We start from the raw sequence: 22904 nt of genomic DNA, 5'->3' as shown, positions 1-22904 counted from the left end.
ATGCAATCTGTGGACTCAAGCGGCTCACAAGAAAGCGCAAGTAGCCAGATACTTGCCCAAGCTGCAATAACCGCTGCCCTTTCCTCCAACTGGCAAGAAGCCATCAAGCTCAACAAGAAGATCCTTGCAGGCACCGAAAACGACGTGGAAGCGCTAAACCGTCTTGCGCGCGCCTACTGCTGCCTAGGAGAATACCAAAAGGCTGAAAAGATGTATAAAAAGGTTCTTGAGATCGACCCTTACAATATCATCGCCGTCAAAAACCTGGAAAAGGTCACAAAAAGAGCCAAGTTAAGCAATGGCCATTCCGCTACAAACGGAAATAGCATAACTGCAACAGCAACTATTATTAATTTGTCACGAATCTTTCTCGACGAGCCCGGTAAAACAAAAATCGTTAATTTAATTAATTTGGCACCCCCTTCAACTCTAGCCGTACTTAGTTGTGGCGACCAAGTTACAATGCACCCAAAAAATCACTCGGTCACAATATCAACCTTAGGCGATATTTATCTTGGGGCTTTTCCGGATGATCTTGCACATCGCCTGCTTCTTTTTATAGGCGGCGGTAATCAATACGAAGCGTACATTAAAAGCGCATCACCCAAAAGTTTAACCATCTTCGTGAGAGAAACGTTAAGATCAGAAAAATTTGGTAATCAGCCCACTTTTCAGGCCAAAAGAAGTATGTTCGAAGACGAACTAAGACCCCGTTAGGATTTGTTTTTATCCACAAGTTGGCTTAAATCTACCGTTGTACTCTGGTCCCCATCTCTTTTACGACTATCGCCAGAAGGCTTTTGTGCAAACGGCTGATCAAGTTCATCCTCGTCAACTGGCAATGATGGAGGTTGATTTTGACTTCCTGATGGACCTACTCCACCTGCGCTTGGAGCTTCAGTATCCCAAGGGAAAGGCACTCTCTGGGTATCTCGACTGTCTTCTTCCAAAGGCGCAGGCTCATCATTAGGCAGAGCTTCCCCCGCTGCAACTTTTCTTTCTTCTTCCTCCGCGGCAGCAACCGCTCTCTCGAGCTTCTCACGATGACTGTCAGACTCTTGCGCTGAAGGCTCATCCGTTAGCTGGGTCTTATCAGCTGTGGGCTCATCCTGCGCCTCCTGCTCCTTGCCCAAATCATCCTCGTCTGAAGCTGACGGCGCATTTCTTTCCTCGATGACTAACGTGCCCAAAGCTATTACAAAGGAAATAATAAGAATTATGATACCGATAAGAACAAACATCAAAGTGTATACTTCTGGGCAAAATCCTCGCCTACGACAACCTTAATCTCGCCTTGAGGCGCGTTTTTCAGTGAAGTTATATCACAATCAAATATCTTTGCCAAATATTCAGCTTCGTATGAATTTTTATCATCAGCAATAATTATCGTATGAAGAACAGGTACAGAGGCTTGTAAAACACTTTCGACTCTACCTCCTACGCTATTTACAAAATCTGCGGCCAACTGCCCACTAGCACTTTCCGACCCATCCTCAATAACTATTTTTTTATCAGATTCAAAAAATGCCTGATTTTCCAAATAAGTACTAAAAAGTCTATGCAAAGAAACGTCGTCAACCCCAAGTATCTTGCTCCCAGTACCGGTAACTATCTCTTCCGAAATGTTGCTAAACTGCACTAATTCCAGGTTATTTGCACTTAAACCTTTCAGTTGCCACCATAGCCTTAACTGGTCAATTCGAGTAACATTTGTATCCTGAATATTACTAACTGTTCCCGACATTATTTTAAAAGGTGCAATAAAAGAACCATAGCTTTTTGAAAAGTCTTCAAGAACCTCTTCGCCCGCTTTCTTCCTGTTTTCTAAAAGAAAATAATTGTCGACTGACGATCTGCTTATTCTCGAGGAAACAACAGTTTTCTTCTCACCATTGTTCTCCTCTAAAAGATCACCTATCTTGGAAAACGGTTTTTTAGGGTTTCCAGTAGCCATAAAAAGATCCTCGCGAACTGGAATTAGGACCAATCTTTTTGGTTCTTTTTGGAAAACGAGAATTGAATGAGGGGTTGTGTTGACAACTGCAGCAAACGAAGAATCGCCATCCCAATTCGATCTGCCCAATTCAGAACCAAAAGAGAAACTTTTTACTATGCCATTGGTAAGTGCCAGAGTAAGTATCCCTGTAATAAACAGTCCGACAATGTTTTGCCATTTTCTGTGAATTTCTCTCTTTTGCCAGCTTTGTCCAGAATGCGGCTTGCGTGATTTATATCTCGTCATAACTTAGCCTCGTGAAAGACTGAAGCTAAGCTGCCCAAGAATTATTGAAGTTACTTCCCTTTTTTGTTTTTACCGATAATCTCTACCCTTGGAGGTATATAAACCCTCGGCATGTGAATAGCTTGATCCTCAAGCGTATCTTTTCTTTTCTTCTTTTTCTCCCCTTTGAAAAACCCGGACCTGTCACTCATTTAAAAACTCACCTCTACAATGATTTTAGCAGCTAGGCACGGAAGCAGCAAGCGCAAAATCAGATCAAAGTCTCTCCTTGAGTCTAGGCCCGCAGTCGTCCGAAGGACGAGGACCGCATGCCATGGCCCTGAATTGTTGAAGGGGCATTGTATATCGAAAGGTGAGATCCTTGATATCCTTGTATTAAGGTCTCACCTTAATACAAGGATGAGGCCTCCTCCTCAATTGTCAGTTTTTAAATTCTCAAGCGTTTTTTTTAAGTCTACTGGTAGATCAGATTTAAAATCTACACCTTTTTTAGTGCTTGGATGAACAAAAGAAAGCAAGGCTGCATGTAAAAATAAGCGTGGACACCATAAAAGATCGAATCTAAGTAGTTTAGATGGTGCATAGATTGTGTCCGAAACAACGGGGTGGCCAAGACTTTTTATATGAACCCTTATCTGGTGCGTCCTTCCTGTCCTTGGAAAGAGCGAGAGCAGTGAATAGTCCCTGCCATGATTTTTTAAATAGTTTTTTCTATTTTTATTTTCACTTTCTGTTAATTTTTCAAATATCGCTTCCTTTATATTATATTTACCGCCAACGACGTATTCTGTCTGCGACTCCCTGCCCTCTTTTACAATTCCGAATTTACCAAATCTCCCGATTCTTCCTATTTGCGCATCCACCACTCCGGCATTTTGTCCCACGTGACCGTGAACAAGCGCTTTATACTCTTTCTGTACTTTTCGAAGCTTAAATTGTTTTTGTAAAAATCTGAAAGCTTTTTCGGTTTTTGCTACAACAAGAATTCCAGACGTCTCCTTGTCTAATCTGTGAACAATACCTGCCCGATCCCCAATTCCCAATCCCTCTCCCAACTTGAAATAATCCGACAGTTGATCTTGCAGCGTTTCCTCACTAACCGTCTCAGACTTATTGACTACAAGGCCGGCCGGCTTATCAACAACTAATATTTGCTCGTCCTCGTAAATAATCTTCACTCATAGCCTTCTTTCACAAACACGACATTGTACACTAAAATCAGAATTCCGAGCGTAATTGCGCTGTCTGCCAAATTAAACTTCGTAATCCCAAAAAAACTTATAAAATCCAAAACACACCCGTGCATCGCACGGTCAAAAAAATTGGCAGCACCTCCCGCTATGACAAAACTCGCTCCAACAAATGGCAGCAGCCTTTTTTCCCAGACCAAAAAACCAAGAGCGGCAACAATCACAACTAAACTCACAATCGCGTTAAAAGTGTTGGGGGCTACACCTAAAGCGTATCCGCTGTTGCACGTCGAGGAAACCAAAGGGGCGATATAAGTTTTCGAGGCTATATCCAAAATCACTACACAAATGAGAATTAAAAAAGAGAAGAGTAGCTTCTGTTTACTTCTTAGATTCAAGTTCTTTCTCACACTTTAAACAATAAATTGCCGAAGGTTTAACTTCAAGCCTGGCCTCACTTATTTTCTTACCACACCGCTCACAAATTCCATAAGTTCCTTTTTTAATCTTCTTGAGCGCTTTTTCGATTTCTTTTAAATCACCCTGAAGTCTTTTCTCGAGAACTGCCGACTGCTCGTGGCCAAAAAGCATAGCAGCGTCTGTTGCTGGCTCAACTATTAACGACCTGTCAGCAGACGAAAAAGGATCATCCCTCCTCAGCCTTGAGAGCTTCTCGACAATTGCCTTCTTCTGCGCCCTCACTTTTTTGAAAAGCGCCTCTCTTTTTCCTGTTATTTTGCCAATTCCAATCATTTTAACTTTTTAACGCCTAGAACATATAAAAATTCCGAAAAACTCTTTACAATTTCTTTACCAACCAATTTCAGAAAAGCCCCGAGCCTAAGAACTAGTAAATAAGGGGAAAGAACAATCGCTTTCGAGACCCTGTCCGCCTCGTCCATATTTGTGAGTGTTCGAAAAAGTTTTAAAATCCCCAGAAGTAGCCGCCCAAAAAAGCCCTTCAAGTCCCGAGCTAGCTTCCTTTTGCTAAGTAAATACCAAATACAAACGGCACCAATTAAAAAAACTGCAGGCGCGGCAAGATCGTACGGCACAACTTTTAAAATGTACGTTTTTTCTTCCCTGAAATTAAACAGTATCATATTTAAAGCTGAAATGGAAACCACGTAAAAACAAATAAAAAAGCCAAAGTGCCTCTTTTTGCGAGCTAGCACCTTAAGCACAAAAAATATAGAAACATAGCCTAGAAAATAGTAAAGATAAATATTTATGCGGCTATCGGCAAATACCGCAATATATTTACCAAGCGCCACAATAGCCTGCGCAAAAGCAATCGGCGCAGCAGCAAGATCTGCTACGTACCAAAAATTTATCTTTTTGCTTCGCAGGAAAAAATAAGCGAAAAGTCCTGCCCCTATCAACCCTCCCCAAAAATCGACACCACCATACTTGTTAAAAAATACTAGCTTTGAATACGACCAGGAAAATTTTTCGTACTGAAATATGAATTCAAATATTCTAGACATTAGAAGTGCACCCACAGTCGCAACCACAGCTGTATCGAGCATTAGTACCTCATCAAATAGTTCATGTTTTATCGCTCTCCAGAACAAAAAAAGGAACATCAAAATCGCAACAAACACAAAGAGCGGGTAAATAAAAACAGAGTAAGAAAGACTTCCTATTAAATTTTGAACCACGCTTCGCATTATATATCAGCCCAGCGCTCCTTGGAAACAAGCTCTTGGTAAGAAAATCAAAAGATGTTAGAATGACAAACAGAAAGAGTATTTTCAGCTTGTATGACTGCAACCGCGCACGCTCTTATCGGAGCAAGTCTAGCCGTAAAGTTCGTTAACCCCTACGTTGGCATTCCACTTGCCATAATTTCACATTTTCTTGCCGACTTGGTTCCGCATTGGGACGCAGGCACAAACAGACGTAAAAAAACCATCATGCGCCTAAGAATGGAGGCAACTGTTGATGTTTTATTAGGTTTCGTTCTTGTTTTTCTAATTTTTGGAAGAATGGTAGAGCCTGTCTACCTATTCGTTATGGTAATTGCAGCTCAGCTCCCCGACTGGGTCGAGGCACCATCATCTAAGTTTGGCATCCACATTCCCCCATTTTCTTGGGTCGAATGGCTCGGACACAGACTCCAAAACAGGATGCAGTTGCCGTGGGGCTTTGTAACTCAGGTGGTAGTTGTAGGAGTTATTGTGATTGCGGCACTTACAACAGAAGATCTGGGTTCAATTCTCGCAACTCGACAGTAACCAAACTACTTAGCTCTTTCGACATAGTCTCCGCTTCTTGTATCGACTCGAATGACCTCTCCGTTATTAATAAAGAGTGGAACGCGAACTCGCAGATCATTTTCCAAAACCGCCTCTTTCTGAGCAGCTCCAACAGTATTACCCTTTGCTCCTCCTGCTGTTTGGGTTACCCGATACTCAAGGACTTTGGGTAGTTCAATATAAAGCGGCTTATCACTAATTACCATAAGCGAAAGTTCCAAGCCTTCTTTCAAAAATGGCGCTGATTCAGAAACAAGCTTGTCATCTAAAGTAAATTGTTCATAACTTTGCATATCCATAAAATGAAATCCAGCTCCATCGCGGTACAAAAATTGAACCTTTTTCCTCAAAAGAGAAACGTCTTGAACCCTAGCACCCGTTATATAAGATTTTTCAATCGTTGAGCCATTGTTAAGATTTTTGACTCTGACCTTGATATTGCCGCTTCCACGGCCCATCTTGATGTGTTCATACTTTAAAACAAGAAAGCATTCCCCTCTGTCTTCGAAGACTATACCCGCTCTAAGTTCCGTTGCTGAAATCATTTTTTCACACTCCTTGTCATTCCCGCGCATGCGGGAATCTCAAACATTAGATTCTCGACCAAGTCTTCAATTACACTCAGACCGTTCCTGACCGTGAGCGTAGTCGAACGGTCGAGAATGACAAAAAAATGGATCATTTTTTCTTTCCAGAAGATTTGGTGGTAGATCTTTTGACCCGAATCAGTCCAGAAGCCGGAAGTACTTTAACTCCTCGTTTTTCCAACTCGTCTAAAAATAGATTGGCACCAATAGAATCAGCAGCCATATGGCCTATATCGATTGCGTTAATATGAGCTTTTCTAAGCTCTTCTACAGAATCTTCTGGAATGTGCATCTCAATTAACGTCCCGACACCAGCTTTTGCCAGCTCCATATAAAGATCTTTTTGGGGGTTAGTGCCACCAGTTAAAGTAATCAGTATTTTGCCGACTCTACTTTTTTCACCTCCAGAGACAATGCTCGGACCCGCTTTCCCTTTTATTGCTTCTTTAAACTCCGGAATTTCACAAATTACCTCCATCACGTCACCGACTGTAGTCAGTTTTTTATCAGCTAGATAGTTCTTCATGAAAGCGTCCCCCATGTTGTCCCAAACGGTATGAAGAGCCAAAAGGGGCACACCTAAAAGTCGCGCGGCGTCAACAGTCTGGGAATGATTGAGCGGTCCAAAACGTCTTTTTATATAACCCATTGAATCCGCAAGAAGCGCTTGCGCCACGTTTTCCGGTACACCCGCATTAGCAAAAGTTTCTACCTGCAAGTCCATAACTTCGTGCAAAGATGCCAGTGCGTGTCCACTTGGATGGTGAGAAATCAAAAGGTCAATGCCCTCCCCCTTCTGATTAAGCCGGTCGGTAAGCAAAACTTCTGTTCCGCCAGCATCAATTCCCGCCATTACGGCGTCTACGTTTACCGAAGGACTCCCAAACAAAATTCTTGTATCGGAATATGGGTTTCTTAAAGTTTCGAGGTCAAACTCTGCCTTTTTGGTTTTCGGTAGATCCTGGTATAACTTTTCCATTCTCGCCAGATGTGACTTTACGCCGTCTTTACCCCTTGGGTCGGCGTCCATTCCCATCTTAACGGCAAGTTCATATATGTCACGAATAGTCATATTAATTGTTGATCGCCAGTTGTCGATAGTCTATTGACGTTAGACAATTAGTCGAGCTTTAGGAAATGATATAATATTCGAGGCTAAATATCTAGCTCTGAGCCGAGATGGCGGAACCGGCAGACGCGTAGGTCTCAAAAACCTATGATCGCAAGATCGTGAGGGTTCGACCCCCTCTCTCGGCACACAAAATTGAGAGTTCGCTTTTTTTGCGATAGCAAAAACGGTTTATCTCTCCCACGGCACAAAGCAAAATCTTGAACAATAAAAATAACAAAATATGACAGAAGCAGGAAAATTTGACGTTGAAGGTGAATTCTCGCGAAGGATCGAAGAAGAAAGCACGAGAGTCAATTTGTATCAGCAGCAGTTAGTTGGGAGATTAGAATCTACTTTTCTTTGGGTCAATGCGATGAGGAACCTTCACGTTCCTACTGAAAACATCCTTAAGATTTGGGATGAAAAAGATCAAAACTCCCGCGAACTCAAAGAGAGGTCTGACCCTCAAGCTCCAACCGCTTGACCAGTTTCTTCCGCCGGAGCATCTTTAGTTCTTCTTTTTTCCATACCATAAAACTTCACGCGTTCTGCCTTAAACATCAAATCAATTTCCCCCGTCGGACCATTTCTGTGCTTTTGAATATCAAGCTTTACCTCTTCATTTTTATCCGGATCCGGCCTCCACAGGAACATCACGACGTCCGCTTCCTGTTCAATTGAGCCACTTTCTCTCAAATCCGAAAGCTGGGGTCTTCTCGTTCCTCTCTGCTCAACTGCTCTTGAGAGCTGCGAACACGCAAGAACCGGAATCTTAAGCTCTCTTGCCAAATTCTTCAAACTCTGAGTAATTTCGGAAACCTCTTGAACTCTATTTTCCAAATTCCGCCCATGAACAAGCTGCAAATAATCGACGATCAAAAAAGAAAGTCCGTGTTCAACTTGAAGCCTCCTTGCTTTCGTCCTCATTTCCAGAATGTTGGCGCCTGGCATATCATCGATAAAAAGCGGCGCGTCTGCCAAAATCCCCATCGCCTCCTGCAGTCTGTCGAAATCCTCATCATCCAGTTTTCCCGTCTTAAGCTTCCAAGCATCGACATCCGATTGTTCAACGAGCAACCTGTCGACAAGCTCTTCTTTACTCATCTCCAGCGAAAATATTCCAACAGGCAAACCTTCCCTTACTGCAACGTGCCTTGCAATATTAAGAGCAAAAGAGGTTTTACCCTGACCGGGTCTTGCGGCAAGTATCAAAAGGTTAGAATCTTGCATTCCCGCAAGTTTGCCATCCAAATCCCAAAAACCGGTCGGCACTCCACGTAAACCTCCTGCCTTTTTATGCAGCTCATCGAGTCTGTCAAAACTTTCGGCAAGAGCATCCCTCAAAGGAATGAAATTTTGCTGCATCTGCGACTGAGACAAACCGAAAACCGTTTGCTCCGTGTCATCCAGAATCTTCCTGATATCCCCTGTTTCGTCAAAGGCGGATTGAGAAATCTTTGCAGCGGTTGCGATCAACTGGCGCTTTACGTAGTGATCACGAACTATTCTGGCGTAGTGGGCAATGTTTGCGGCAGTTGGAACCCCAGAAGCAAGAGACGCCAAGTACGCTGTGCCTCCAACTTTATCAAAATTCCCACGGCTTTTAAGCTGCGCTGTAAGCGTTACCAAATCAATCGGATCACGTTTTTCATAAAGATCTATTATCGCGCTGAAGATATTACTGTGACCCTCTTTATAAAAATGTTCCGCTTTTAGTATTTGGATTATTGAAGTTAAAGATTCGCTATCAAGAAGAATGGCTCCGATGATTGATCTTTCGGCGTCCTGATCGTTAGGTGGTACATGACCTGTCGTTTGCGTTGCCATTTGCAAAATCTTATTGGGGCAGCTCTACTGCTTTTCGAGAATAACGACTTCTGGTTCCTCCGGAAGTTTTTCTCGGCTAATAGAAAATTTCTGTGCTGGTTCCTGTTTCTCTTTGCCCATTGCTTGAAGAAAAGCGTCGAGAGGCTCAAGGTCAAACTTTAGACCTGGCAACTTGTAATGAATCGGGATTACTACCTTAGGTTCGATTTGCGCAATGATATCCGGAGCATCTTTTGCGGAAATTGTATAAACGCCCCCAACGGGAATAAACAAAACATCACAAGTCGAAAGTTCTTCTACTTGTTCTTGTGTTAATTTCTTTTGCCCTAAATCACCAAGGTGTACAAAATTAACTTCGTCCAATGTTGCGTGATAAATTGTGTTTTTACCTCGCTCCGCACCCTGCTTATCGTCGTGGTAACTTGGCACCCCAACGATATTTACACTACGTATTTCATATTCGCCGGGGCCGTAAATAACAAAAGGCTTCAGCTCGTCTGTTGCCGGGACGACTGCGTCTACATTATTGTGGTCTTTGTGATCGTGAGTTATGCAAACAATGTCGCTTGCAAGCTTAAGTGGTGGAAGTCCAGTAAATTCGCTGTCATAAGGGTCAAAAACGACAGTGGCATTTTTGCCCTTAAGTCTTACACATGCCTGTCCATGAAACCAAACGTCTACCATGTTGGATAAAAATCATAGCACACAAGAAATTCCACTTCAATGACCGCCAATTGCCATATTTTAGGATCTATGATAATCTAACACGGTCTCTCCTTGTCGCCACTTACCTTATGCAAAAAACCGCAAAACTCAGCACCTTCCTTATTATATTAGCAGTAATTGCTGGCGGAATTTTTTGGCTCTGGCAAAGACAACCAAAGGCCAATCGAGAACAAATAAAGAGCGAAGTAAAAACAAATTTAGGAATAGAAAACAAAAAAGAAGGGTTCGATGTCACTCCCTCCGATCAGACGGTCTTAAGCTCACCAACTGCTACATTTAAAGGAAAAACTAACCCCAACAACTACGTGCTCATCTACTCCAACTACTTTCAAGAAGTGGTAGTTGCCGACAAAGATGGCAACTTTGAAAAAGAAGCAAAACTTCAAGACGGCTTAAACCTCGTAAATATCCTATCTTTGGCAAGCAGCCTAAAGGTTGACGATCAAAACAGTCAAAAAGCATCACTCACCTTTTTTGTACTAAAGGATTCTAAAGGTGATTCAGTTTTTGCGGGCCCCGTTAAAACTATTTTTGATTCCCTTGTAACCATAACTACTCAAGCAGGTGACCAAAATGTAAGAACTTCCACTTCAACAGAATTTACCATGCCACAAGCTGAAGACGAAGAGGAAGAATCCAAGGAACCAGTCAAAAATATAAGAGTTGGTGATTATGCTGTTGCAGTAGGCGAAGAAACAGAAAGTGATTCGATCGTTGCAAAAAAATTCGAAGTAATTCGGGATAATAAACCGCAAGTGACCAAAGCATATGCAACTGGAGTTATCCTCACTCCTGTTCGCCAAAATCTTTTTTCGCTAAAAAATAATCAAGACGGAAAATTAATAGAATTCACGCTAACTAAAGATTCAAAAATCACCCTCGGTGGCCAAACTGCCAAAAGTGCGGATATTGCAAAAGACAAAACAGCAATTATTTTCTTCACAACTTCATCTGACAAGAACAATGTAGCCCTCATACACATACTTTAGGCTCAATTTCTGGTATCATAAAGTTGAATATGCAAAAAGCTCCACCTACACCCAAAGGTTTTCGAGACCTAGACCCCGACGTTGCTAAAAAGAGACGTACGACAATAAATAAAATAGCGGACGTTCTTGAAGAGTTTGGATTCGTACCAATAGAAACTCCGACAGTTGAATTCGCAGAAACCTTAACTGGCAAATACGGCGAGGAAGAAAAACTTATTTACAAATTTACCGACCGCGGCGGCCGTGACCTTGCCCTTCGTTACGACCTCACAGTTCCCTTAGCTCGATATGTTGCCAACAACCAGCAGCTACTTAAACCAACCTTTTCGCGTTACCAAATCGGTCAAGTGTTTCGTGGAGAAAATCCACAGCACGGCAGATACCGCGAGTTCACTCAATTTGATTTTGATACTGTAGGACAAGCGGATGTAAAAGAAGACGCGAAGATAATTGCAGCAGCAATCAAAGCCACAAAGGCAGTAGGCTTAAAAACCGCGGTTATGATAATTAACGACAGAAAAAATTTTGAAGGTGTACCCAACGACGTTGTCGTAGCTCTTGATAAAATTCACAAAATAGAACGCGCAGGCGTCGAGGCGGAACTAAAAGACAAAGGTTATTCGCAAACTGACATAGACGAGCACCTAAACAAAATACTAAATTCAAAACCTACGGAAGAACTTGAAAATATTTTTTCTGCCCTCAAGGTCGAACATCAACTAGCCGAAGATGATTACATTTTCGATAACTCGCTCGCCCGCGGATTGGACTATTACACCGGTACTATTTTTGAGTTAAAGCCAAATAAAAATATCGAAAGTCTCTCCATCGGCTCTGGTGGCAGATACGACAATTTGGTTGGCATGTTTGCCAAAAAAGATATTCCGGCAGTCGGCTTTTCGTTTGGAGTAGACCGACTTGTTGAAAGTATAGAGTGAAATTAAAATCCCCTTACGTACTCATTCTTATTGCCGTTTTTATTTGGGGCGGAGCGCCTGCGATTATGAAGTTGACCCTTACCCAAATACCAGTTTTCTCCCTAGCATTTTTAAGAATGTTTCTAGCGTCTCTTCTGATGCTCCCTTTCGCGTTAAAATCACTTCATTTTAAAAAGCAGGACCTGAGCATGTTTATACTTGCCGCTCTTTTTGGCGTTACATTAAATTTGGCATTTTTCTTTATCGGCCTAAAACTTACTTATGCGATTAATGCCGCACTCCTAATCGCAGCAACTCCTATTCTTACGCTCTTCGCGTCAAGCATTTTTCTCAAAGAAAAATTAACAGCAAAACTAATTCTCGCAAGTCTTACTGCACTTGCAGGTGTAGTTGTCATAATTGGTAAACCTCAAGCAGGGTCTTCATCTGGGCATTTGCTCGGAAATATTCTGCTGATGCTTGCATCGATAACTGGCGTTGTTCACAGCATCGTAGCCAAAAAACTTCTAAAAATTTACGACGGGACAACAGTCACTTTTTATACCCTTTTGATTGGAGCTTTAACTTTTGTACCCTTTGTAGTTTGGGAATTTGTAACAATTCCTAATTGGATCGCAAGCGTTAATTCCATAGGGCTCGCTGGCCTTGTATATGGAATCGTCTTGGCGTCTTTGGCCGCATATTGGGCCTGGATGGAAGGACTCAAAAGACTCCCGGCAGGAGAAGCATCATTTTTCTTTTACATCGACCCAATAACAGGAGCAATCCTTGCAATAATCCTGCTCGGGGAAAAATTAACGCGTGAGTTAATCGTCGGGGGTCTTCTGATTACAATTGCCGTAATACTTGCAGAGCATAAACGCCGCAACCACCCGCTCCACAAGCGGCTTGAGTAAACAAGGCTAAAATGCTAAAATACTCGAGCAATGAAACAAGGAATACATCCCCAATATTACGACGACGCCAAAGTAACATGCGTCTGCGGAAATACGTTTACAACGGGCGCGACTGTGCCCGAAATACGTGTCGAAGTTTGCAGCAAGTGTCACCCATTCTTTACGGGTGAAATGAAGTACGTGGACACATTAGGTAAAGTAGAAAAATTCGAAAAATCCAGACAAAAGGCAAAAGAAGTTCAAGCTCAAAAGCAAACAATCGTTGCGAAAAGACAGGAACAAAAACGTCCAGAATCGCTTCGTGAAATGTTAGAGCTTGCCAAAAAGCAAGCCTCTTCTTAGATTACCCTTTACTCCACAACTATAATCTCTATTAAACTATCAGTATGAGCGATTATCTTAAAAATCAAATCTCAGAAATAGACGCAAAAATTGCCGAGGCCCAAAAGCTCTTGGACGATCCGTCTATGGAAGAATTAGCAAAACAAGAAATTGCAGATCTAAAAGCACAAAAGTCAGACCTTGAACGCTCACTTAATCAGAGTTCGGATCAAGACTCGCCAGTTGGTGGCAATTCCGTAATCTTGGAAGTTAGATCAGCAGCAGGCGGAGACGAGGCAGGACTTTTCGCAGGCGACCTTTACAGAATGTACCAAAGATACGCCCAATCTCAAAACTGGAAAATTGAAGAACTCGATAAAAGTGAAGGCGGCATTGGAAACTTAAAAGAAGTAACAGCCAAAATTATCGGGCGTGGTGCTTGGGATAAACTTAAGTGGGAATCCGGAGTTCACAGGGTCCAACGTGTTCCTAAAACCGAAAGCTCCGGCAGAATCCATACGTCAACCGCAACCGTTGCTATCCTCCCAGAAGTAAGCCCGACAGAAGTTGTCATCAACCCAACTGACATCGAATTTGAAGCTTTCCGTTCTGGTGGCCATGGAGGACAAAACGTCAACAAGGTTTCGACCGCGGTCAGGATCAAACATAAACCAACTGGTCTAGTTGTTAAAGCCTCGACAGAACGAGTTCAGGGTCAAAACCGGGAAATTGCAATGCAAATTTTAAGAGCCAGACTTTTTGCGATGGAAGAAGAAAAGAAGGCGGCGAGTGCAAGCTCAGAGAGAGCACTACAGCTTGGCAGTGGCGACAGGAGTGAAAAAATAAGAACCTACAATTTTCCCCAAGATCGCATCACAGACCATCGGATTAAAAAGTCATGGGGAAACCTTCAGTCCATTTTAGACGGAAACCTCAATAAAATAGTGTCGGATTTAGAAAGCAGTCAGGAAGCTTAACAAATAAATCTTGCCTACCCACCTTAACTGCTCTTCAATCCGTATACGAATAGTATCAAAAAAGGATTGAAGTAAGGTTTGGTGGGGCATAATCTTGAAGAAATTGTTAATGTTAAGTTTGACCGCGTCATAGAAGATCTTGAAAAAGCACGAGACTAAATTATTTGGTAATATAATTTAACCGACAAGTGCTAAATTTTTTAGAAAGCTATTCCTATTTGGGCCTCTTCGTTATCCTTTTTCTAGAAGAAGGAGGCATTCCTCTTCCAATCCCTGGTGATATTTTCATCGCGACAACCGCAGCTCTCCCATCTTCCAACTACCTGTTCATTATCGCAACAACTGTAGCCGCAACCATCTGTGGCTCAACGATATTGTTTACCCTCGCAAGACGTTTTGGTCATATGATTTTGCTAAAATTTAGCAAGTACACAAAAATAACTCCCAATAAAATTGAGCGGATAGAAAAATGGTTTGAAAAAAGAGGTGGAGTAGCAATAGTTATAGGCAGACTTATCCCGGGACTCAGGATTGTAACACCAATTGTCGCTGGCACTTTCGGAGTAACATACAGGGTGTTCTGGCTCTACACGGCAATCGCCGCATTTATCTGGGCCAATATTTACTTTGTAATTGGCAGGTTTTTTAAGGAAGTCTTAGAAAGAATAATTTAAAAAGTTTACTGCGAAGCTTCTTTTAAAGTTGCCGTCAGATCAATCGTTTGCCCGTCTCGAAAAACTCGAATACTCACACTCTCTCCAACTTTTTTACCTCTGATAATTTGGGCAAGTCTCGTTTCTTCCGAAAGTCTTTGCCCGTCAAAATGAGTGATAATGTCCCCTACTCTTATTCCAGCATCAGCTGCAGCCGACCCACTTACAACTTCTTGCACCAGCTCACCTTCAGGAACCTCGTTTAAAATTGCGACGTCGCGAGAAACGTGTGTATAACGAATTCCAAGAAGAGGTCTCGATATTCTGCCCCCCGATCTATTGAAATCTTCAATTAACTGTTTTGCGATATTAATCTTAATTGCAAAACCGATATTTTCACCGGAAGCAACAGCTGTGTTAATGGCAATAACTTGGCCGGCAGAATTAACAAGCGGCCCGCCCGAATTGCCTGGGTTAATTGCAGCATCTGTTTGCACCAGGTCCTCAAGTCTTTCTGCAATCCCCGTCGTTGGATCAACGGGCGAGACTCCACGACCAAGACCCGAGACAACACCTGTTGTAACCGTATTCTGAAGCATGCCCAGCGCATTTCCAATAGCAATGACTTTTTGGCCAACTTTGATTTGATCAGAGTCTCCGAGCTCTATTGGCGCCAGATCATTTGCGTCTACTTTAATAATGGCAAGGTCATTGAACGGATCTTTGTGAATTTCTTTTACTTCAAGCTTTCTTTCGTCACCCTTCTCGTTGGTAACAATGACTATATATTTTTCATTCTCCAAAGAAACAACATGTTGATTGGTAAGAATTAAGCCGTCGCTGGAAATAACAAAGCCTGTTCCTATTCCGGATTCTTTCTCGCCTCGCGCCCCAAATGGAGTAAAGAGTTGCCTATTCTCGATGGCAATTGAAACAACAGACGGAGAAGCCTTTTCTACAACGTCGATAACAACAGATTCCTCCTCGACCAATCTTTGGGTTTGGGAGAGTTTTCCATTGCCTATATTTAAGTTGGCAAGGTTGCCGTCAAAAACTCTGAGCGCCGCAACGATAGTCAGTACCCATAATGCACCAATAACCAGAAAAGCCGTTAAGTTTTTTAACTTTAATCTGTCAAACATTTATTTTAAAACTTCAAGAGCCTTTAGATAGTTATACACACGATAGTGTGGAACTTAGAACCGCAATTCTGCTATTGCAGAATGAGGATCGCAAGCTCTGCTTATCGCAAGGCACTTTATTCTACAATTCCTCGAGTGCCTTATTAAGTTGGGGGTCGTCTCTTTGGCCCATTTGGCCCTGAGGTGGCTCTATTGTAACATCCGGGGTAATGCCTTCATTGTGGATCGAATTTCCTTTTGGTGTAAGCCACTTTGCGATGGTAACGTGAAGTCCAGCATTCCCAGGCAGTTCTAAAGCGTCCTGGACTGTTCCCTTGCCGAATGTCTTCTCCCCTACAATTTGCCCTCTATTTTTGTCTTGAATTGCTCCCGCAAAAATTTCGGCAGCCGAAGCCGAACCACCATTTACTAGAACCGCCAGAGGAATATTCAAAAGTTCCCCGTTATGATCCTCGTCCAAGTTTCTTACACTTCCATCCGAAAATTGCTGTTTAACAATTACGCCGCCCACAAATTCCGAAGCAAGATGTACTGAAGACGAAAGCAATCCGCCTGGGTTATTTCTCATGTCAACAACAACAGCCTTTGCACCTTCGAGTTGTACCCTATTTACCGCTTCGTCCCACTCGCTGTCTGTCGTTTCACCAAACCGTGATACTTTAAGAATTGCAACTTTTTTACCTTCAAAGTCTCTAAAATTAACTTCTACACTTTTGACTGTGATTTTTTCTCTTTGCATCTCAAGCTCGATAGGTTCAGTCTGCCCTTCTCTTGCAATTTGAAGCTTAATCTTCGTTCCAGCGGGTCCGCGAATTAAATCGACAGCCTCCGGAAGCGTCACATCAAACGTCTCTCTGTCCCCAATTTTCAAAATCAAATCTTGCGGTAAAACCCCAGCACGCTCTGCAGGAGTTTGCGAAAGAGGAGCAATAACCGCAAGCCTTTTTTCTTTATTAAACCCAAGTTGAATTCCAACACCCTCGTAAGTTCCAGACAACTCACTTCTTATTGCCTCATTTTGTTTTGGATCCAAAAAGACAGTGTAAGGATCACCAAGAGACCTTACCATTCCGGCGATTGCGCCATTTACCATTTTTTGCGCGTCTATTGCGCTCTTATCGAGATATGTTTCCGGTAAAGTTTCAAAGACTTGCCAGAAAAGAGAGAAATCTACAGTTTGTTCTTTGGGCGGTAATTTATTTTGGACAGTTATATGAGGAACGAAGTTTCTGTTGGTGATTTCTATCTTCTTTTGGCCGGCAATAAAACCGATTCCAAAAAAGATAATTGCGACGACTGCAAACTGAGCGATAAAGGAAATAATACCCGAACCTTTATTTTGGTTGGGAAGAATGTTGCCTGGTGTTATTATGGGCATGAATTTAATCTTTAAGATTGAACAAACGGCAAGATTGCCATGTGTCTTGCTAGCTTAACTCCCCTTGTAACTTGTCTCTGGTGCTTAGCACAAACTCCGGTTCTAGCCCTACCTTGAATTTTACCTCTTTCAGAAATAAAACGCCTCAGTAAAACACCATCTTTATAATCGATGGTCGTATTTGTCGCGCAAAGCGGACAATTTTTAGCTTTTCTTTGTTTCTTAATAAATTTTTGCATAAAACTACCTTAATCCAATTATAATAAATTTTGTTTTAAAAAAGATTTATATCAGAGAGCAATTTATTGATCTACTGATTTAAATTTTTGCATTATTATTTATAACTTGTGACTTATAACTTATAACTTCTAAAACGGGAGATCATCGAGATCTACTTCGTCTTCGGCTGCTGCTTCCTTTTTCTGCGCTTTTGGCTTATCCTCGCTTTTATTACTTTTCGGTTCCTCAACGCTCGGGGCTGCTGCCGCCGTTTCGGGTCCGGCTGAAGGAGCTGATGCCCCAACATCTGCATAATCTCCACCTTCGCCATCACGTCTCGAATCTAAAATTCTCATGTCGTCAATAACTACTTCTGTCGTTTGGCGATTTTGCCCGTCTGGCGTTTCCCAACTTCTAGTTTGCAGTCTTCCCTCAACGTAGACTTTTCTACCTTTAGAAAGAAGTTGAGAACAAAGTTCTGCAAGTTTATTCCAGGAAACTATTTTTATAAATTCTGCTTCTTCCTTTTTGGTACCATCGGCAGCAACATAAAACCTATTCGTGGCAATTCCAAAAGAACAAACGGCAGCACCCGAAGGCGTATACCTTAATTCCGGATCTCTTGTCAGATTTCCTATCAATAAAACTTTGTTTAGAGAAGCTCGGCTACCCACTGGTTATTTACTCTTTCCTTTCACAGTTTTCACTGACGAATTAGTGCTCGTCTCTTTTACCTTTAATACTTGTGGTACTTGTAATACTTTTACTTCCTTTGCTTTAACTTCTACCTTAACCTTTTCGGTTTTCTTTGGAGGCTCTATTGCTTCACCACCAGAAACAACTGCAAGTTTTGCGCCTTTTGCATCAGCCGGTTTTACCTTTGTCTTAAGTATAACGTAACGCAAAACGTCTTCCTGCTCAAGCCTTAAGGATTCGGAAATAGAAGTAACAGCTTCACCTTCTACCTCGAAATTGAAAAGAAAATATTCTGCCTCTGTTTGTCTTTTGATTGGATACGCTAAAGGCTTTTTGCCCAATTTTTGCGAAACAATTTCGGTTGCATTTACACCTTTAACCAACCCCTCAACTTTTTTGAAAAGAGAGTCGACATCTGCGGAACTGCTTCCAATCACCATTAACTCGTATGCCATATTTACATTAGTACTAAAATGCAGCTCGAGGCTGCAAAACTGTATGGGAAATGATATCAGACATAAGCCTCAACTTCAACCTCGATAGTTGATTGGCAAGGTCTGAAATGATATAAATTCCTTCAATGACAACGGAACAAGCAGAAATAAAGGGCGCTACCACCACAGAGGATAAAAAATCTACCACGATGGACCTTAGCGAGTTCGACCCGGCAGAACTCCAACGACTCTTACCCGCATGGCAAGGAAAAATGTTGGAAGGAAGGTATCTTTTTACAGGCAAAGGACTCTACACTTTCGAAGTTTCCAAACCACCTTCTCAAGAAGAGACAGGTACTATCAGGCTTACAGTTTCCGGCAAAAATTCTCGCACAGGGGAATTAAGACCTTTTCTCAATGTAACTTCGTTTGCTTACCAACGCCAAGAAGACGGCTCCTACGTTACCCGTTTCCAAAATCGAGACGGTAAAGCTCTCCGTGTATTCAACAGCGGCAATATTGCATATTAGTTACTGAACCTGAACTCCACAACCATTCCATCCTTTACTTCTTCTGTCTTTCCGATAGTCTTAACTTGTCCCTTCCCTTTTGCCGCCTGCCATCCACCCACATCAACTAAAGTTTCCCAATCTATAACTTCTGCAGCAATAAATCCTTTTTCAAAATCCGTATGAATTACTCCTGCAGCTTGCGGTGCAAGTACGCCTTTATTTGTCGTCCACGCATGCACTTCTTTTGGCCCGGCAGTAAAAAAAGTAATAAGCCCCAAAGTTTCATACGCATTTTTAATTAAACGATTTAATCCGGGTTCGCCAATCCCAAGCTCTTTTAGGTATTCTCCCTGCTCTTCCTCATCAAGGTCCGAAAGTTCCTGTTCTAGTTTCGCGCTTATCCTTACATAATTGTCATTGCGAGGGCTCGAAGAGCCCGCGGCAATCTCTTTTTTGTCATCCTGGCTTTTAGGCCCGGAGTCCTGAGTCCTCGAGGGACGAGGACCGTATGGCACTGTATATCCAGAATCTGGAGATTGCTTCGATTCACTCGCAATAACAGAGAGATTACCCTCATCTGTGTTTAATACAACAATTGTTTTCTTCGTCGAAAGCAGCTGCAATTCACGGATTTTCGCCAGTTCTTCCTCGTCCATATTTTCTCCCAGCCACTTCCCCTCTTCAGCAAGTTGTTTCGCTTTTTGCATCGTCACCAAAACTTGATGCTTAGGATCTTGGTGCCCAAGAGGTTTCAACTCCCTACCTAAACTATCAATTCGCTTATCAATAGTCTCAAGATCCTTAATCAAAAGTTCAGTTTTTAGAACCTCAAGATCTTCCTGGGGATTCTCACTTCCCACCCGAATAACTTCTCCACTAAAATCCCTCAACACAAAAACAATCGCGTCAACCTCACGAATATGCGACAAAAATTGATTCCCTAATCCTTCGCCGCTTGCTGCACCTTTAACAAGACCAGCAATATCTACAAACTTAACAACCGCTGGAATTATCTTAAAATTCGGAGCTAAACCCTCACTGCTCTTTACCACGTCTGCAAGTTTGAAAAGACGTGGGTCTGGAACTTCAACAACGCCGACGTTTGGTTCAATCGTCGTAAACGGATAATTCTGCGCGTCAGCCACCTGCTTCTTTAAAAGCGCATTAAAAAGCGTGCTTTTCCCCACGTTGGGTAGTCCAACAATACCGACAGATAGGTTCATATTCTTACTTTCCCCTTCATTAAAAATGATGGATTAAGTTTCATCGTAAAATTTATCAACAATACCTCCACTAACCTCTCCTCCAATAGCATCTAACAACTCGTCAAATTCATTATGTGGGCTAAGATATCCCGCATGGATTAAAAATTCGTCACCTTTTCTTGGATATCTAAGATTATTTGTATCTATAGACATAAGATCATACTTCTTAATAAGACTGTCTATCCGAGGTGATAATCTAGCATCTTTTTCTTTTTTAATAGCCTTAACAATATTTCCAAATTTGTGTCCTAGCTTCTCTAAATTTGAATCGCAGGAATACTCCATTTTATTTAAATAAATTAGGTAAGACTTGAGAAACATTTCAAAGCTAATCAACAAGCAGTATATAGCTATTATTTTGTGATGGGTCCCCAAATAAATGTTCTGTCTGTACAAAACGTACCAAACCTTTGCATTATTTAGCATTCCCAAAGGCGTAACCTCGTGCTTAAGTTGTTTGTTCATAAATTCATAAGAAATAGTTTAACAAAAAGAAGATACTTAGTTCTCGAGGGGTTTACTGCCAGGAGTTGCTTCTCCGCCTTCTGTCGCGCGGATCACACCTGTTTCATCAATAAAGAAAGCTCGATCTCCTGTTTTTCCCGGTGTTTTAGGATCAGCATTTGCAAACCAATGTCCCTCTTCACCTGCCATAAGATAGCTAGAACAACACCCATCGCAAGAACTGCAACGAGTTGGTATCCAGTATCAATCGCAAAAAGTTCCCACTTTTTTTCTCCAAAAATGGCCGCTGTTGCCTGAACCGGCATGATAAATCCGGCCGCGCGTTGGCCTGCGAGGAATGGCCATTGTCCTTTCTTTATGGCTGTGTAGCCTCTCACCCGGCTGATTTTGCACCAGAACCGGCTGCAAACGGCTACTCCATTCCCCTTCAAAGCCAAAACCTTGAGGTTCACTTGCAAGTGCTTCTACGTCTCGTATCACTTCCAAAAATTCGCGACTCATATCTGCGTGTTGCGAACATATGCTGAACGTAATCTATCTATTAAAAAATCTAAGAACGAGGGACAAACTATACTGAGGATTAGCGAGGTTGTTAACGGAAAATAAAATGTAAAACCTTCCCTTTTATAATAATGTCTCCAGGCAATCGGCCAATTAATGGGATTTTGCCTGAAACACTCACCAAAATTCCTATGAGATTAAAAATCCAAAAATAATAAGCGTCCTTCCAATATCGTTCATAAGTAATGTCTATAATGATTACTAATGTCCACCAACTATCTATCACCTCCTTTTTGCTTAGTTACTCTGACCGATGATCCAAAAAATCAAGGTGAGAATATTCAAAAGCACAATTACCGATTGTGCGTATTCTAGATCAAAATTTTTAGATTGAGGTTAGAGGTTTGTAAGAAATTATTAAGAGATTACCGAAGGTTCTCTTGGAAAAAAGTAACTGTATTCTGCATAGCAGCATTAAATGAAGCACCGGAAAAATTGTGCCCACCACCACCGTACTCGTGCAATTCGTGACGAACTCCGGCATCCTTAAGAAGATTTGTCAGATTCCGGCTATATCGAACACTGACAACGTTGTCGTTCGTCGCGTGGTTAAGCTGTACAGCCCCTTTCATCTCCCCCAAATAATTGGTCGGTGCAACCTGCTCCCAAAAAGAACTCTCGGCGTTAAAATCTCCGTAAGTATCAAATAGCTCCCTTCTTCTTCTTTGCCTCTCCGTATCGCTTGGCGGAGGCCGGTAACTGTCATCGTCAATTCCGAACTCCCGGATATCCGAATATGTGTATCCCGCACCCGCCCAAATCACGACCGCCGGAATTTCCGGTTTTGCGGCTAAACTCCTAAAGACCACGTTGCCCGCCATACTGTGTCCCCACAAACCAATTTTGTCAGGATTAACAAACTGCGCTTTCTGCAAAGCAGAATAAGCGTTCAGGGCATCAATTACGTAATCCGAAGAATAATAGGCCCCACCTGGTTCTCCTTCCGAATTTGCGTGTCCCCTAAGATCTATCTTAAAAACCGCAAGCCCGTTTTTGGAAAGATAGTCAACGTAAGATGAATAATTCGTGAGCGTTTGATACTGCCCTGGAGGAATGTAGCCATGAATAAAGATAACCGCTGGCCAACCTCCCTCAGGTCTTGGACCCTTAGGTTCCGTTAACTGAGCATTAATCCTTAGACCATCAGACTCATAACTTGTTAAATATGAAATATAGTTTGCGTTCTCACTTACCCTTTCCAGACTTCCTAAATTACTGTCATATTTTCTGCTTTTCAGATACGGAATCGTCAATTCCTGAAAAGGAAAGGGGCTTGGCGTGGGATTAACTGCTCCAGGAACATCCGGCAAAATCGATCGAACTAATTCCGTCCCATCTCTCCTTATAATAACGAGAGCTCCAGCGGCTCCGACGACGGCAATAGTGATAATAATGAAAATCCGGCGCGATATCATTTTTTGGGGAGATTTTTTTCAGTTTACCAAACAAGCGCACCCAAAATCTAGAGATTGATCTGCTCCACTCTTTCTGATAACTTTACTCTTTAATGGCAGAAC

The 22904-nt window shown here is 42.2% G+C and carries 30 protein-coding genes, 1 tRNA gene and 1 pseudogene; 11 read left to right on the top strand and 21 right to left on the bottom strand.

From position 1 onward, the window contains the following. Complete coding sequence (locus NUV69_01645; GenBank protein ID MCR4324370.1) at positions 1-717, top strand: tetratricopeptide repeat protein; 717 nt, start codon at positions 1-3, stop codon at positions 715-717. Here the strand turns inward: NUV69_01645 and NUV69_01640 are convergent. From NUV69_01640 to NUV69_01610, 7 genes are all read right to left on the bottom strand, one after another. Next, positions 714-1241: a hypothetical protein gene (locus tag NUV69_01640; protein ID MCR4324369.1), complete on the bottom strand. Its 528-nt coding sequence runs from the start codon at positions 1239-1241 to the stop codon at positions 714-716. The genes NUV69_01645 and NUV69_01640 overlap by 4 nt on opposite strands. Further along, complete coding sequence (locus NUV69_01635) at positions 1241-2242, bottom strand: hypothetical protein (protein ID MCR4324368.1); 1002 nt, start codon at positions 2240-2242, stop codon at positions 1241-1243. The genes NUV69_01640 and NUV69_01635 overlap by 1 nt, the downstream gene beginning before the upstream one ends. A gap of 50 nt (positions 2243-2292) precedes the next feature. Beyond that, positions 2293-2433 (bottom strand): hypothetical protein, encoded by a 141-nt coding sequence (locus NUV69_01630; GenBank protein ID MCR4324367.1) that lies wholly within the window; start codon positions 2431-2433, stop codon positions 2293-2295. 222 nt (positions 2434-2655) lie between these two features. Further along, complete coding sequence (locus NUV69_01625; protein MCR4324366.1) at positions 2656-3420, bottom strand: RluA family pseudouridine synthase; 765 nt, start codon at positions 3418-3420, stop codon at positions 2656-2658. Next, entirely contained in the window at positions 3417-3842 is a 426-nt protein-coding gene (locus tag NUV69_01620; GenBank protein MCR4324365.1) for a signal peptidase II, read from the bottom strand. The genes NUV69_01625 and NUV69_01620 overlap by 4 nt, the downstream gene beginning before the upstream one ends. After that, complete coding sequence (locus NUV69_01615) at positions 3814-4185, bottom strand: TraR/DksA C4-type zinc finger protein (GenBank protein ID MCR4324364.1); 372 nt, start codon at positions 4183-4185, stop codon at positions 3814-3816. Before NUV69_01615 ends, NUV69_01620 begins: the two co-directional genes overlap by 29 nt. Then, positions 4182-5093, bottom strand: coding sequence for a prolipoprotein diacylglyceryl transferase (locus NUV69_01610; GenBank protein MCR4324363.1), 912 nt, complete (start codon positions 5091-5093; stop codon positions 4182-4184). The genes NUV69_01615 and NUV69_01610 overlap by 4 nt, the downstream gene beginning before the upstream one ends. A gap of 102 nt (positions 5094-5195) precedes the next feature. Here NUV69_01610 and NUV69_01605 point away from each other — a divergent pair, with 102 nt between their 5' ends. Continuing rightward, positions 5196-5669, top strand: coding sequence for a hypothetical protein (locus NUV69_01605; GenBank protein MCR4324362.1), 474 nt, complete (start codon positions 5196-5198; stop codon positions 5667-5669). Positions 5670-5674: 5 nt separating this feature from the next. Here the strand turns inward: NUV69_01605 and efp are convergent, their stop codons facing one another. Both efp and NUV69_01595 read right to left on the bottom strand, forming a co-directional pair. After that, the gene (gene efp / locus NUV69_01600) at positions 5675-6235 is read right to left on the bottom strand and encodes an elongation factor P (GenBank protein MCR4324361.1); all 561 of its coding nucleotides are present in this window, start codon (positions 6233-6235) and stop codon (positions 5675-5677) included. A gap of 133 nt (positions 6236-6368) precedes the next feature. Then, the gene (locus tag NUV69_01595; GenBank protein MCR4324360.1) at positions 6369-7349 is read right to left on the bottom strand and encodes an NGG1p interacting factor NIF3; all 981 of its coding nucleotides are present in this window, start codon (positions 7347-7349) and stop codon (positions 6369-6371) included. A gap of 101 nt (positions 7350-7450) precedes the next feature. On the opposite strand from NUV69_01595, the gene NUV69_01590 reads away from it, so the two are divergent. Next, a tRNA-Leu gene (locus NUV69_01590) sits at positions 7451-7534 on the top strand. A gap of 95 nt (positions 7535-7629) precedes the next feature. Continuing rightward, a complete protein-coding gene (locus NUV69_01585) occupies positions 7630-7872 on the top strand; it encodes a hypothetical protein (GenBank protein MCR4324359.1) in 243 nt (80 codons plus the stop codon). Here the strand turns inward: NUV69_01585 and dnaB are convergent. Together dnaB and NUV69_01575 are read right to left on the bottom strand one after the other, a co-directional pair. Next, positions 7854-9215 (bottom strand): replicative DNA helicase, encoded by a 1362-nt coding sequence (gene dnaB, locus NUV69_01580; protein ID MCR4324358.1) that lies wholly within the window; start codon positions 9213-9215, stop codon positions 7854-7856. The genes NUV69_01585 and dnaB overlap by 19 nt on opposite strands. 24 nt (positions 9216-9239) lie before the next feature. Continuing rightward, positions 9240-9899: an MBL fold metallo-hydrolase gene (locus NUV69_01575; GenBank protein ID MCR4324357.1), complete on the bottom strand. Its 660-nt coding sequence runs from the start codon at positions 9897-9899 to the stop codon at positions 9240-9242. Positions 9900-10009: 110 nt separating this feature from the next. Here NUV69_01575 and NUV69_01570 point away from each other — a divergent pair, with 110 nt between their 5' ends. From NUV69_01570 to NUV69_01545, 6 genes are all read left to right on the top strand, one after another. Continuing rightward, complete coding sequence (locus NUV69_01570) at positions 10010-10930, top strand: hypothetical protein (GenBank protein ID MCR4324356.1); 921 nt, start codon at positions 10010-10012, stop codon at positions 10928-10930. A 29-nt stretch (positions 10931-10959) separates the two neighbouring features. Next, a complete protein-coding gene (hisS, locus tag NUV69_01565) occupies positions 10960-11868 on the top strand; it encodes a histidine--tRNA ligase (GenBank protein ID MCR4324355.1) in 909 nt (302 codons plus the stop codon). Further along, the gene (locus NUV69_01560) at positions 11865-12764 is read left to right on the top strand and encodes a DMT family transporter (protein ID MCR4324354.1); all 900 of its coding nucleotides are present in this window, start codon (positions 11865-11867) and stop codon (positions 12762-12764) included. Before hisS ends, NUV69_01560 begins: the two co-directional genes overlap by 4 nt. Positions 12765-12794: 30 nt before the next feature. Continuing rightward, on the top strand, positions 12795-13106 hold the full coding sequence (gene rpmE, locus NUV69_01555) for a 50S ribosomal protein L31 (GenBank protein MCR4324353.1): 312 nt from the start codon (positions 12795-12797) through the stop codon (positions 13104-13106). Between the two features lie 44 nt (positions 13107-13150). Then, the gene (locus NUV69_01550) at positions 13151-14062 is read left to right on the top strand and encodes a PCRF domain-containing protein (protein ID MCR4324352.1); all 912 of its coding nucleotides are present in this window, start codon (positions 13151-13153) and stop codon (positions 14060-14062) included. Positions 14063-14250: 188 nt separating this feature from the next. Next, positions 14251-14736: a DedA family protein gene (locus NUV69_01545; protein ID MCR4324351.1), complete on the top strand. Its 486-nt coding sequence runs from the start codon at positions 14251-14253 to the stop codon at positions 14734-14736. A 5-nt stretch (positions 14737-14741) separates the two neighbouring features. Here the strand turns inward: NUV69_01545 and NUV69_01540 are convergent, their stop codons facing one another. The 5 genes from NUV69_01540 to rpsF all read right to left on the bottom strand — a co-directional run bounded on the left by NUV69_01540 (position 14742) and on the right by rpsF (position 18605). Next, complete coding sequence (locus tag NUV69_01540) at positions 14742-15857, bottom strand: trypsin-like peptidase domain-containing protein (GenBank protein ID MCR4324350.1); 1116 nt, start codon at positions 15855-15857, stop codon at positions 14742-14744. Positions 15858-15978: 121 nt separating this feature from the next. Continuing rightward, positions 15979-17235 carry a S41 family peptidase gene (locus NUV69_01535; GenBank protein ID MCR4324349.1) on the bottom strand — a complete coding sequence of 419 codons (1257 nt, stop codon included), beginning with the start codon at positions 17233-17235 and terminating at the stop codon, positions 15979-15981. Between the two features lie 11 nt (positions 17236-17246). Beyond that, complete coding sequence (gene rpsR / locus NUV69_01530; protein ID MCR4324348.1) at positions 17247-17474, bottom strand: 30S ribosomal protein S18; 228 nt, start codon at positions 17472-17474, stop codon at positions 17247-17249. Between the two features lie 129 nt (positions 17475-17603). Continuing rightward, complete coding sequence (locus NUV69_01525; protein MCR4324347.1) at positions 17604-18128, bottom strand: single-stranded DNA-binding protein; 525 nt, start codon at positions 18126-18128, stop codon at positions 17604-17606. A 3-nt stretch (positions 18129-18131) separates the two neighbouring features. Further along, a complete protein-coding gene (gene rpsF, locus NUV69_01520; protein ID MCR4324346.1) occupies positions 18132-18605 on the bottom strand; it encodes a 30S ribosomal protein S6 in 474 nt (157 codons plus the stop codon). 125 nt (positions 18606-18730) lie between these two features. On the opposite strand from rpsF, the gene NUV69_01515 reads away from it, so the two are divergent. After that, on the top strand, positions 18731-19114 hold the full coding sequence (locus tag NUV69_01515; protein MCR4324345.1) for a hypothetical protein: 384 nt from the start codon (positions 18731-18733) through the stop codon (positions 19112-19114). Here NUV69_01515 and NUV69_01510 read toward each other — a convergent pair. The 5 genes and pseudogenes from NUV69_01510 to NUV69_01490 all read right to left on the bottom strand — a co-directional run bounded on the left by NUV69_01510 (position 19111) and on the right by NUV69_01490 (position 22802). Further along, positions 19111-20319: a YchF family ATPase gene (locus NUV69_01510; protein MCR4324344.1), complete on the bottom strand. Its 1209-nt coding sequence runs from the start codon at positions 20317-20319 to the stop codon at positions 19111-19113. The two genes, NUV69_01515 and NUV69_01510, sit on opposite strands and share 4 nt — an antisense overlap. A 33-nt stretch (positions 20320-20352) precedes the next feature. Beyond that, positions 20353-20826, bottom strand: coding sequence for a hypothetical protein (locus NUV69_01505; protein MCR4324343.1), 474 nt, complete (start codon positions 20824-20826; stop codon positions 20353-20355). A gap of 92 nt (positions 20827-20918) precedes the next feature. Then, positions 20919-21203: a DUF1761 domain-containing protein gene (locus tag NUV69_01500; GenBank protein ID MCR4324342.1), complete on the bottom strand. Its 285-nt coding sequence runs from the start codon at positions 21201-21203 to the stop codon at positions 20919-20921. A 120-nt stretch (positions 21204-21323) separates the two neighbouring features. Next, positions 21324-21567 (bottom strand): annotated as a pseudogene (locus NUV69_01495) (DUF2905 domain-containing protein). A gap of 185 nt (positions 21568-21752) precedes the next feature. Next, a complete protein-coding gene (locus NUV69_01490; GenBank protein MCR4324341.1) occupies positions 21753-22802 on the bottom strand; it encodes an alpha/beta fold hydrolase in 1050 nt (349 codons plus the stop codon). Positions 22803-22904 lie beyond the last annotated feature (102 nt).

Source organism: Candidatus Curtissbacteria bacterium, assembly GCA_024654445.1.
Classification (GTDB): domain Bacteria; phylum Patescibacteriota; class Microgenomatia; order Curtissbacterales; family GWA2-41-24; genus JANLHP01.
The sequence above is the reverse complement of the archived record's forward strand: the minus strand, read 5'-3'. Positions and strand labels throughout refer to the sequence as shown.

Coding starts and splice junctions, on each gene's coding strand:
- NUV69_01645 (MCR4324370.1), top strand. CDS start 1: ATGCAATCTGTGGACTCAAGCGGCTCACAAGAAAGCGCAAGTAGCCAG.
- NUV69_01640 (MCR4324369.1), bottom strand. CDS start 1,241: ATGTTTGTTCTTATCGGTATCATAATTCTTATTATTTCCTTTGTAATA.
- NUV69_01635 (MCR4324368.1), bottom strand. CDS start 2,242: ATGACGAGATATAAATCACGCAAGCCGCATTCTGGACAAAGCTGGCAA.
- NUV69_01630 (MCR4324367.1), bottom strand. CDS start 2,433: ATGAGTGACAGGTCCGGGTTTTTCAAAGGGGAGAAAAAGAAGAAAAGA.
- NUV69_01615 (MCR4324364.1), bottom strand. CDS start 4,185: ATGATTGGAATTGGCAAAATAACAGGAAAAAGAGAGGCGCTTTTCAAA.
- NUV69_01605 (MCR4324362.1), top strand. CDS start 5,196: ATGACTGCAACCGCGCACGCTCTTATCGGAGCAAGTCTAGCCGTAAAG.
- efp (MCR4324361.1), bottom strand. CDS start 6,235: ATGATTTCAGCAACGGAACTTAGAGCGGGTATAGTCTTCGAAGACAGA.
- NUV69_01595 (MCR4324360.1), bottom strand. CDS start 7,349: ATGACTATTCGTGACATATATGAACTTGCCGTTAAGATGGGAATGGAC.
- NUV69_01585 (MCR4324359.1), top strand. CDS start 7,630: ATGACAGAAGCAGGAAAATTTGACGTTGAAGGTGAATTCTCGCGAAGG.
- dnaB (MCR4324358.1), bottom strand. CDS start 9,215: ATGGCAACGCAAACGACAGGTCATGTACCACCTAACGATCAGGACGCC.
- NUV69_01575 (MCR4324357.1), bottom strand. CDS start 9,899: ATGGTAGACGTTTGGTTTCATGGACAGGCATGTGTAAGACTTAAGGGC.
- NUV69_01570 (MCR4324356.1), top strand. CDS start 10,010: ATGCAAAAAACCGCAAAACTCAGCACCTTCCTTATTATATTAGCAGTA.
- hisS (MCR4324355.1), top strand. CDS start 10,960: ATGCAAAAAGCTCCACCTACACCCAAAGGTTTTCGAGACCTAGACCCC.
- rpmE (MCR4324353.1), top strand. CDS start 12,795: ATGAAACAAGGAATACATCCCCAATATTACGACGACGCCAAAGTAACA.
- NUV69_01550 (MCR4324352.1), top strand. CDS start 13,151: ATGAGCGATTATCTTAAAAATCAAATCTCAGAAATAGACGCAAAAATT.
- NUV69_01540 (MCR4324350.1), bottom strand. CDS start 15,857: ATGTTTGACAGATTAAAGTTAAAAAACTTAACGGCTTTTCTGGTTATT.
- NUV69_01535 (MCR4324349.1), bottom strand. CDS start 17,235: ATGCCCATAATAACACCAGGCAACATTCTTCCCAACCAAAATAAAGGT.
- rpsR (MCR4324348.1), bottom strand. CDS start 17,474: ATGCAAAAATTTATTAAGAAACAAAGAAAAGCTAAAAATTGTCCGCTT.
- rpsF (MCR4324346.1), bottom strand. CDS start 18,605: ATGGCATACGAGTTAATGGTGATTGGAAGCAGTTCCGCAGATGTCGAC.
- NUV69_01515 (MCR4324345.1), top strand. CDS start 18,731: ATGACAACGGAACAAGCAGAAATAAAGGGCGCTACCACCACAGAGGAT.
- NUV69_01510 (MCR4324344.1), bottom strand. CDS start 20,319: ATGAACCTATCTGTCGGTATTGTTGGACTACCCAACGTGGGGAAAAGC.
- NUV69_01505 (MCR4324343.1), bottom strand. CDS start 20,826: ATGAACAAACAACTTAAGCACGAGGTTACGCCTTTGGGAATGCTAAAT.
- NUV69_01490 (MCR4324341.1), bottom strand. CDS start 22,802: ATGATATCGCGCCGGATTTTCATTATTATCACTATTGCCGTCGTCGGA.